Origin of the sequence: Thermococcus sp. (assembly GCF_027066465.1) — an archaeon.
In the GTDB taxonomy this organism is placed as follows: Archaea; Methanobacteriota_B; Thermococci; order Thermococcales; family Thermococcaceae; genus Thermococcus.
On record NZ_JAMONU010000159.1, the window covers coordinates 1 to 7,452 of the forward strand.

The following is a 7,452-nucleotide window of genomic DNA, read 5'->3' on the forward strand; positions in this document are numbered from 1 at the left end:
CGTGGAACGGAACTGCCAACGTCACGCTCATAACGACCGTCTACAGCCCCGAGAGTCTGCTCAACAAGACGAGGGAGAGCATAGCCCAGATGGGATTAGAAAACGCAACCAAAGCTTTTGTGAGCCAGATGGCCCAGAGACTCTCCCAGGAAGGTTACTACCTGAAGAACGCAACCGGTGAGATAATCGGCTACAACTCAACCGGCCCGCTCACGACCGTGATTAAGGGGCAGATACCCAACTTCGCGCGGTACTACTCCTACGGGAACGTCTGGGAGATTACCCTCGACCTGCTCCGCGTGGCGGACCTTTCCCAGATTGACCCGACCAAGATGAACGGCAGCATGACCCTCGACAACTACTTCATAATCCACCTCCCGAAGGGAGCAAAAATAACGGAGGTTCCCTCCAACTACTCGGCCCAGTCCAACGGAAGCTACGTCAAAATTAACGTTAAAGTTGTGAACGGGACAACCGTTTACGTTCACTCGATAATATACTTCGCCAAGGGCGTTACCTACGGGGACATACAGAAGATTTACGGTCAGCCGAGGGCCTTCATAATCCAGTACAAGGGCAGGCCCGGGGTTGAGAACTACACGACCTGGCTGATGAGGATATACAACAACATAACCGTCCAGAAGAACCAGACCCTCTTTGACAGTGTCGAGGAGTACATCAAGCCCGAGTCCTACATAAACTACCTCAAGTTCCAGATTACCTATCAGGGCGTTCAAACGGCGGAGCAGGGCCTCTTCAAGAAGTACGCCGAGGAGTTCCAGGGAGAGGGCGTGGCCGTTAAGGGCGGCAACGTTAGAATACTCAACCTGAACTCCACTGGACCGCTCGTCGTTAAGTACCACTTCATTCTCGTGAACTTTACGAGGGAAGTTAACGGAAGCTACGTCTACGCCTACGACCCCAAGCTTGAACTCGGCAACATGCAGTTCCTCAACAGGCTTGACGCGGCCATAAACGAGACGAAGATTACAAAGTTCATCCTCCCCGAGGGTGCAAAGTTCACGGAGCTTCCTGAGAACATAGACGTTGATATAAACGGGAGCAGGGTCATCATGACGGTGAGAAAGGTCAGCGACAGGGAGGTCATCGTTAAAAGTCAGGTCTACCTCCGCTACGGAACGCCGCTTAAGGCGTATCAGGAGCTTATGGCGAAGGTTCCCAACAGGGTCGAGTTTAAGTACACCCTGACCGAGTCCGGTTCATCAAAGGGCATCTGCGGACCTGCCTTCGTCGTTGGTCTCGCCCTTCTTCCGCTCCTCCTCTACAGGAGGAGGCGCTGACCTCTTTTCTTTTCCCCACGAAAAAGCTTAAAAACGCATTCCCAAAGCATCAACAGGCATTGTGAGGGGAGGTGTTGCCATGTCAAGGAACAAGCCGCTCGCCAAGAAGCTCAGGCTTGCGAAGGCTTACAAACAGAACAGGCGTATTCCCGTCTGGGTTATCGTCAAAACGAACAGGGAAGTTCTCACCCACCCGAAGAGGAGGCACTGGAGGAGGACCAAACTCAAGGAGTGAGGTGGTCTAAATGATTAAGCCCGGTGAGGAGGTCATATTCGTCGTTCCCATCAGGAAGATAAAGAAGCGCGTTCCGCGCTGGAAGAGGGCACCGAGAGCGGCTCGCTTCGTTCGCGAGTGGATAGCGAGGCACGCCAAGGCCGAGGAGGTCAAGATTGACCCGGCCGTCAACGAGAAGATATGGGAGCGCGGGGCCGAGAAGCCACCCAACAAGCTACGCGTTAAGGTCGTCGTTGAGGAGGTCGAGGGTAAGAGGGTCGCGAAGGTTTCCCTCGCCTGATTTTAACCACTTTTTAGAGGTGAAGAGATGCACATCGAGAGGCTCGATTTTGAGAACTCCCCGTATCTTGGCGTTTACGGCTTTGCAAACGATAGGGTAGCCCTCATCAGGGAGGGCCTGGGCGAGAAGAAGCTTGAAATTCTGAGGGAAGTTCTGAAAGTCCCACTCATTGAGACCAGCATAATGAAGTCGCGGATAGTTGGAATCTTTGTAGGCGGGAACTCAAACGCCCTGATAGTTCCCTGGTACATCTGGGACGCCGAGCTCGACTTCATAAACGCCCAGCTCAGGGAGTACGGTATTGACATGAAGGTTGTCCCCTTCAAGAGCAGGCTAACTGCCTTTGGAAACCTGATTTTAGCGAACGACAAAGGTGCACTGGTCAGCAAGGACTTCACGAGGGAGGAAGCCAGAGAAATTGAGGACATCCTCGGCGTTCCGGTTGAGAGAGGCGTTATAGCCGATTACACCGCGGTTGGAAGCGTCGGCGTCGTCACGAACAAAGGCGGTCTCGTGCACCCCGAGGCGACCGACGAGGAGCTTGAGTGGCTGAGCGACCTCTTCAAGGTGGATGTATACGTCGGAACCGCCAACATGGGCGTTCCCTTCGTCGGCTCGTGCATGATAGCCAACTCGCACGGCGTCGTCGTCGGACACCTGACGACGGGTCCGGAGATAGTGAAGATTGAGGAAGCTTTGGGCTTCCTTTGATAAAGCTTAAAAACGCCTTTGACAAGCCCGCTGAAGGAGGGGTGGAGATGGAGGTCAAGGTCTACCGCGTTAAGGGAATCTTCCAGAGGGGTAAGCTCAAGCAGCCCTTCACCAAGGAGTACCGCGCTCTCAAGCCGGAGCACGTCGTTGAGCTTGTTTATTCCGAGATAGGGAGCAAGCACCGCGTCCCGAGAACCAAGATATGGATTGAGAGCATCGAGGAGATAAAGCCGGAAGAGGCGGAGAACCCAGTCGTCAGAAGGCTCAGCCTTGAGCTTTGATTTCTTTTTCTCTCCAGCCCAGAACCCTCGACTGATAGTGTCTCTTCGGAAAGATTTCGAGCGGGTCTATGCCCTTCTCCCTGAGGAGATGCCTCAGCTCGACCTCGTAGTCGGCCTTCTCAAGCTTCTCGCTCTCCCTGATTTCCACGACGAAGAGCCTCTCGACAAGCTCGCGTATCGTCTTGTAGCCGAAACCGAGGAGCGGCCGGATGTAGGCAACCCCAAACCTGTCCTCCAGCGACCTCGCTTTAGGCAAATCGAGGAGAGGAACCCTGTCGTCCCTCCGAGTTCCGTCGCTCACCCTCTCAACTTCTGGCATCGAGGCGAGTGCCTCCAAAGCCCTCTCGTGGATGAACTGTATCGCGTTGTTGGGATGGCCGTCGCTTATCGCCATCTCCCCGGCTTTTTTGAGGATTTCAACCGGAAGCTCCAGAACTCTATGCTTGAAGCCGAGCCTTTCAGCGGTCTCCCTCGCGTACCTCCAGTTGTCGAGCAGGCCGAAGGTTACCGTTACGAGCTCGACCTCGTAGCCGAGCTGACTTAGAATCCATGCGGCCAGGCTTGAGTCCTTCCCGCCGGAGTAGAGGTGGTGAACCTTCATCGTCATCACCTTTTCCCGGGCTTATTAGCGACCGCAGGGGTTATTAAGGGTTGATGGTAATACCACATCGGTGAAAGTAATGCCAGTCGTCACAAAGAAATACCAGGTCACGATACCCAAGGAGGTTAGGGAGGCGCTTGGAATAAAGGCGGGGGATAAGGTTGTTTTCGTGAGGACAAAGGAGGGCTACGTGATAAAGCCCCTCGATGATTTCCTCAGGGAGATGGCCGAGATAATGAAAGACGTGGATGAGACTGTTGAGGAGGTGAGAAAGGGACTCGCCAGGGGAATCGCGCGCTCTCTGAGGGAGCTGGGGGAGAAAGAATGAGGGTCGTTCTTGATACAAACGTCTTCAACAACTGGAAGTTCCTTAAGTGGCTGGAATCCTCGCCCCTTGAACCGGTCATAAACACCGTGGTTTACACGGAGTACCTGTACCACCTCGCCAAGAAAACTGGCGACTTTCAAATCGCACTGGAGAACTTTGAGACCCTTCTTTGGACTGTGGGGATTGATGTGGTGGCCTTTGACGTTGAGTCGGCCAAGATAGCCTCAAAAAGCGCCATCGGTCGCTGGGACTTCTCGAAGAACACGAGGGATTACATGATAGGCGCATTGGCTCTAAACCTCAATGCTCCGCTGGTTACCTACAACAAGAAGCACTTCAGCTGGCTTCCCGAGGTTCTAACGCCTGAGGAGGTCATGGAGAGGTTCAGCAAATAGCCTTAAAAGGCCAACCTTTTTAAGGCCCTTTCGGGCGAGAGGTTAAGAGGTGAGAGAGATGGAGAAGCGCTTACCCGGTAAGGTGAGGAGGGCTCTGCGCGCGAGATACTATGACATCGAACCGCGAGCGTGGATTGGTAAGAAGGGTCTCGCCGAGAGCGTGATTGACGAGATTGAGACTCAGCTTGAGAAGGACGGTGTCCTCAAAGTCGAGATAAGGAAGGGAGCTCTCATCTCGACGGGAATGGACAGGAAGGCCATAGCGGAGAAGGTAGCCGAGCTCACCGACAGCGAGCTGATAGACGTCAGGGGCAAAAGGTTTATATTGTTCAAACCGAGGGAAGGCTGGGAAAGGTATTTAAGGCGCCTTGAAAGAAAGGGCCAGACCAGACGGGAGAAGCCCGTCCGTAAAGTCAGGCTCGATATCGCTAACTTCAGGAAGAAGTTTAGGAAGGGGAGGGATTGAAAGATGGCGACTGTCTATGACGTTCCCGGTGACCTGCTCGTCGAGAGGGTCGCCCAGAAGCTCAAGGAGATAGAGGAGATAAAGCCCCCCGAGTGGGCGCCCTTTGTGAAGACCGGAAGGCACAAGGAAAGACTGCCGGAGCAGGAGGACTGGTGGTACTACCGCGTTGCCAGCATACTGAGAAAGGTTTACATCGACGGTCCCGTCGGAATCGAGAGACTTCGCACTTGGTACGGCGGCAGGAAGAACCGCGGGCACGCCCCGGAGCACTTCTACAAGGCTGGAGGGAGCATAATCAGGAAGGCCCTTCAGCAGCTCGAAAAAGCGGGCTTCGTCCAGAAGGTTCCAGGGGAGGGAAGGGTTGTAACCCCGAAGGGTCAGAGCTTCCTCGACAAGATTGCCACCGAGCTTAAGAAGGAGCTTGAGGAGCAGATTCCTGAACTCAGGAAGTACTGAATTCTCTTCTTTTCCCACACTTGACCCAATACATTTTTAACTTCCGGTTCTGAGCGTGAATCGGAGGTGGAGGCATGGCGGAAGACATTGAGGAAATTAGAAGGCGCAAGCTCATGGAGCTTCAGAAGAAATACCTTGAGCAGCAGAAGGCTCAGGAGGAGGCGTTGAGAAGGGAGATGGAGCTCCAGGCTCAGCTTGAGGCAATCATGAGGAAGATTCTGACTCCCGAGGCGAGGGAGAGGCTCGGTCGCGTTAAGCTCGTTAAGCCGGAGCTCGCGAGACAGGTTGAGCTCGTCCTCGCTCAGCTTTACCAGGCAGGCCAGATAAGGGAGCCGATAGACGACGCCAAACTGAAGAGGATTCTGGCTCAGATTGATGAAAGAACGAGAAGGGAGTTCCGGATTAAGTGGTAACGGACGGTGCATTGATGGACGCGCGGGAGATAGTGAAGATTCTCAACGAAAAGGGAGAGGTCAGTCTCGACACCTGGAGGGTCGTCTCGGTAAGGAAGAATGAAGACGGCACCGCCGATGTTCTCTACAGGAACAGGCACGTGGGTAGTGAGGAGAATCCCGTCTTCCTATGGGTGTATGCGAACGTTGTGGAGGAGGACTGGGACGTTAGAGTTCTGGAGAGGATAACCTTCCAGAAAGAAGACCTCCTGTGGCTGTTAAAGCACGTCTTCCCCAAAGTTAAGGTTTATAAGGGGCTTGCAAGATAGCCCGGCGGCCGGGGGTGTTTGGGTGAGCGGGAAGAGAGTGTGTCCCGTGTGTGGGTCAACCGAGTTTATATACGACCCCAGCAGGGGCGAGATAGTCTGTAAGGTTTGCGGTTACGTTATTGAGGAGAACGTTGTCGATGAGGGTCCAGAGTGGAGGGCATTCGACCCCAGCCAGAGGGAGAAGAGGGCGCGCGTTGGAGCGCCGGAGAGCATACTCCTCCACGACAAGGGCCTCTCGACCGACATAGGGATAGACCGCTCCCTCACCGGTTTGATGAGGGAGAAGATGTACCGCCTCAGGAAGTGGCAGTCCCGCCTAAGGGTCAGCGATGCGGCCGAGAGGAATTTGGCTTTCGCGCTGAGCGAGCTCGACAGGATAGCGAGCCAGCTCAAGCTCCCGAGACACGTGGAGGAAGAGGCGGCGAGGCTCTACAGGGAAGCCGTGAAAAAGGGCCTCATAAGGGGCCGCTCCATCGAAGCGGTTATAGCGGCCTGCGTTTATGCGGCCTGCCGGCTTTTGAAGGTCCCCAGAACGCTCGACGAGATAGCGGACATATCGCGCGTTGACAAGAAGGAAATCGGAAGGAGCTTCCGCTTCATAGCGAGGCACCTCAACTTAACTCCAAAGAAGCTCTTCGTTAAACCGACCGACTACGTGAACAAGTTTGCCGACGAGCTCGAGCTTAGCGAGAAGGTCAGGAGAAGGGCGATTCAGATACTTGAGGAGGCCTACAGGAGGGGGCTCACGAGCGGAAAAAGCCCGGCTGGGTTGGTCGCGGCGGCCCTCTACATAGCGGGTCTGCTTGAGGGGGAGAAAAGAACTCAGAGGGAAGTTGCAGAGGTCGCGCGCGTTACCGAGGTGACCGTCAGGAACCGCTACAAGGAGCTCGTTGACAAGCTGAACCTCAAGGTTCCGATGTAGTCATCTCCTGAACCAGCTTTCGAGGGTTCTCTGTCTTCCTGCCTTTACGGTCTTTTTAAGCCTTTCGAGGCCGTTTTTAACGCGCTCCTCGCTGAAGTCGTGCTCGTCGCAGAGGAACCGAAGGATTCCCTCCTCGTCGGGCTCGCGCCACTTCAGCTCGTAGTCGTCCGTGACAGGTGGATTCAGGAAGAACTCCTTTATCGCGTACAAATCAACGTCACTCATCTTCTGATACTTCTTCAGGGGGTCCTTTACACTCTTGACTATTGTTAGAGCTTTTTTTGGTCCAATTCCCTTGATTCCGCCCGGGTTGTAGTCCGTTCCAACGAGGATTGCCAGCTCGATTAGCTTCTCCCTGTCTATGCCGAGCTCCTTGAGAACCTCCTCAAGGATTATAAGCTCGGGCTTAACCTCGACGTAGACGTTCTTCCCGGGGAGCTTCCTCCTCCCGGTTATCGTGAGGTTCCTGACGAGCCTCGGTGCTCCAAAGAGAAGGCTGTCATAGTCCTGGCTCGCCGAGGCGTAGACGTCGCCCTTCTTGGCCATATATGCAGCTTGGGCCTCACCCTCGCTTGGGGCCTGAACTACGGGAACCCCCATTAGCTGGAGCAGCTTCTTGGCGTCCTCTATGAGGGTTTCGTTCAGCTTGGTTGCCCTCATCGCGTACTTCTTGGCCTCCTCGATGTCCCCCCTTTCAAGGGCCTCGTGCCACTTCTCCTCGGCTTCTTCCCTCGCTTCGCGCCTTCTCTCTAACT

The 7,452-nt window shown here is 54.6% G+C and carries 14 protein-coding genes; 12 read left to right on the forward strand and 2 right to left on the reverse strand.

Going from position 1 to position 7,452, the window contains the following annotated elements; genetic code table 11:
- The 5 genes from MVK46_RS07735 to rpl18a all read left to right on the forward strand — a co-directional run.
- Positions 1 to 1,301, forward strand: a 1,301-nt coding sequence (locus MVK46_RS07735; protein WP_297536086.1) for a CGP-CTERM sorting domain-containing protein, incomplete at its 5' end; no start/stop codon positions are given.
- Between the two features lie 79 nt (positions 1,302 to 1,380).
- The gene (locus MVK46_RS07740; protein WP_297536087.1) at positions 1,381 to 1,536 is read left to right on the forward strand and encodes a 50S ribosomal protein L39e; all 156 of its coding nucleotides are present in this window, start codon (positions 1,381 to 1,383) and stop codon (positions 1,534 to 1,536) included.
- Between the two features lie 10 nt (positions 1,537 to 1,546).
- Positions 1,547 to 1,816, forward strand: coding sequence for a 50S ribosomal protein L31e (locus MVK46_RS07745; RefSeq protein WP_297536089.1), 270 nt, complete (start codon positions 1,547 to 1,549; stop codon positions 1,814 to 1,816).
- A 27-nt stretch (positions 1,817 to 1,843) separates the two neighbouring features.
- Positions 1,844 to 2,527, forward strand: a complete 684-nt coding sequence (locus MVK46_RS07750; RefSeq protein WP_297536090.1) for a translation initiation factor IF-6 — start codon at positions 1,844 to 1,846, stop codon at positions 2,525 to 2,527.
- 47 nt (positions 2,528 to 2,574) lie between these two features.
- Positions 2,575 to 2,808, forward strand: a complete 234-nt coding sequence (gene rpl18a / locus MVK46_RS07755; RefSeq protein ID WP_297536092.1) for a 50S ribosomal protein L18Ae — start codon at positions 2,575 to 2,577, stop codon at positions 2,806 to 2,808.
- Here the strand turns inward: rpl18a and MVK46_RS07760 are convergent.
- On the reverse strand, positions 2,792 to 3,409 hold the full coding sequence (locus tag MVK46_RS07760; protein ID WP_297536104.1) for a 7-cyano-7-deazaguanine synthase: 618 nt from the start codon (positions 3,407 to 3,409) through the stop codon (positions 2,792 to 2,794). The genes rpl18a and MVK46_RS07760 overlap by 17 nt on opposite strands.
- Positions 3,410 to 3,488: 79 nt before the next feature.
- On the opposite strand from MVK46_RS07760, the gene MVK46_RS07765 reads away from it, so the two are divergent.
- The 7 genes from MVK46_RS07765 to MVK46_RS07795 all read left to right on the forward strand — a co-directional run bounded on the left by MVK46_RS07765 (position 3,489) and on the right by MVK46_RS07795 (position 6,697).
- Positions 3,489 to 3,737: an AbrB/MazE/SpoVT family DNA-binding domain-containing protein gene (locus MVK46_RS07765; protein ID WP_367182645.1), complete on the forward strand. Its 249-nt coding sequence runs from the start codon at positions 3,489 to 3,491 to the stop codon at positions 3,735 to 3,737.
- On the forward strand, positions 3,734 to 4,132 hold the full coding sequence (locus MVK46_RS07770) for a type II toxin-antitoxin system VapC family toxin (RefSeq protein WP_297536094.1): 399 nt from the start codon (positions 3,734 to 3,736) through the stop codon (positions 4,130 to 4,132). Before MVK46_RS07765 ends, MVK46_RS07770 begins: the two co-directional genes overlap by 4 nt.
- A 58-nt stretch (positions 4,133 to 4,190) precedes the next feature.
- On the forward strand, positions 4,191 to 4,598 hold the full coding sequence (locus MVK46_RS07775) for a YhbY family RNA-binding protein (RefSeq protein WP_297536096.1): 408 nt from the start codon (positions 4,191 to 4,193) through the stop codon (positions 4,596 to 4,598).
- A gap of 3 nt (positions 4,599 to 4,601) precedes the next feature.
- Positions 4,602 to 5,054: a 30S ribosomal protein S19e gene (locus MVK46_RS07780; RefSeq protein WP_297536097.1), complete on the forward strand. Its 453-nt coding sequence runs from the start codon at positions 4,602 to 4,604 to the stop codon at positions 5,052 to 5,054.
- Positions 5,055 to 5,128: 74 nt separating this feature from the next.
- Complete coding sequence (locus MVK46_RS07785) at positions 5,129 to 5,467, forward strand: DNA-binding protein (protein WP_297536098.1); 339 nt, start codon at positions 5,129 to 5,131, stop codon at positions 5,465 to 5,467.
- Between the two features lie 14 nt (positions 5,468 to 5,481).
- Complete coding sequence (locus tag MVK46_RS07790) at positions 5,482 to 5,775, forward strand: hypothetical protein (RefSeq protein ID WP_297536100.1); 294 nt, start codon at positions 5,482 to 5,484, stop codon at positions 5,773 to 5,775.
- Positions 5,776 to 5,797: 22 nt separating this feature from the next.
- The gene (locus tag MVK46_RS07795; RefSeq protein ID WP_297536101.1) at positions 5,798 to 6,697 is read left to right on the forward strand and encodes a transcription initiation factor IIB; all 900 of its coding nucleotides are present in this window, start codon (positions 5,798 to 5,800) and stop codon (positions 6,695 to 6,697) included.
- On the opposite strand, the gene fen is transcribed toward MVK46_RS07795, so the two are convergent.
- A partial coding sequence (gene fen / locus MVK46_RS07800) for a flap endonuclease-1 (protein WP_297536102.1) occupies positions 6,698 to 7,452 on the reverse strand: 755 nt, incomplete at its 5' end.

Bases quoted from the DNA above. Each gene is read 5' to 3' on its own strand.
- MVK46_RS07745 (WP_297536089.1), top strand. From the start codon at position 1,547: ATGATTAAGCCCGGTGAGGAGGTCATATTCGTCGTTCCCATCAGGAAG.
- MVK46_RS07740 (WP_297536087.1), top strand. From the start codon at position 1,381: ATGTCAAGGAACAAGCCGCTCGCCAAGAAGCTCAGGCTTGCGAAGGCT.
- MVK46_RS07770 (WP_297536094.1), top strand. From the start codon at position 3,734: ATGAGGGTCGTTCTTGATACAAACGTCTTCAACAACTGGAAGTTCCTT.
- rpl18a (WP_297536092.1), top strand. From the start codon at position 2,575: ATGGAGGTCAAGGTCTACCGCGTTAAGGGAATCTTCCAGAGGGGTAAG.
- MVK46_RS07790 (WP_297536100.1), top strand. From the start codon at position 5,482: ATGGACGCGCGGGAGATAGTGAAGATTCTCAACGAAAAGGGAGAGGTC.
- MVK46_RS07750 (WP_297536090.1), top strand. From the start codon at position 1,844: ATGCACATCGAGAGGCTCGATTTTGAGAACTCCCCGTATCTTGGCGTT.
- MVK46_RS07775 (WP_297536096.1), top strand. From the start codon at position 4,191: ATGGAGAAGCGCTTACCCGGTAAGGTGAGGAGGGCTCTGCGCGCGAGA.
- MVK46_RS07785 (WP_297536098.1), top strand. From the start codon at position 5,129: ATGGCGGAAGACATTGAGGAAATTAGAAGGCGCAAGCTCATGGAGCTT.
- MVK46_RS07760 (WP_297536104.1), bottom strand. From the start codon at position 3,409: ATGAAGGTTCACCACCTCTACTCCGGCGGGAAGGACTCAAGCCTGGCC.
- MVK46_RS07765 (WP_367182645.1), top strand. From the start codon at position 3,489: ATGCCAGTCGTCACAAAGAAATACCAGGTCACGATACCCAAGGAGGTT.
- MVK46_RS07780 (WP_297536097.1), top strand. From the start codon at position 4,602: ATGGCGACTGTCTATGACGTTCCCGGTGACCTGCTCGTCGAGAGGGTC.